Raw genomic sequence first — 261 nt, 5'->3', positions numbered from 1 at the left:
CATCTTCTTTATTTAATGCATCGGCTTTTTCGGTACCGTTGTAGAGTGGGTTGGCAGAGTTTGTATCCAGCCTTGTACGGGCAGTGTCCGTTGTTCCAGTCGTGAATTTATCCCTTGCCGTTCCAAGGTGGCCTTCACTTTCATCGACAAGGACCAGGACTTTTCCGTTTTCTACATCAAAGACATGTTCAGCCGCTTCACTATTCGAAAGACCTGCGTTCGCCAATCTTGCTGAAAGGTCTGCCGTATCTTCTGGCATGA

At 47.5% G+C, this 261-nt stretch carries 1 protein-coding gene; it reads right to left on the bottom strand.

Going from position 1 to position 261, the window contains the following annotated elements; genetic code table 11:
* On the bottom strand, nt 1–226 hold a 226-nt coding region (locus tag SB773_RS32730; protein ID WP_410594562.1), incomplete at its 3' end, for a hypothetical protein.
* Nucleotides 227–261 lie beyond the last annotated feature (35 nt).

The organism is Bacillus sp. SIMBA_074 (assembly GCF_046534555.1).
GTDB lineage: Bacteria > Bacillota > Bacilli > Bacillales > Bacillaceae_G > Bacillus_A > Bacillus_A mycoides.
This window is presented reverse-complemented; position numbering and strand designations above follow the sequence as displayed.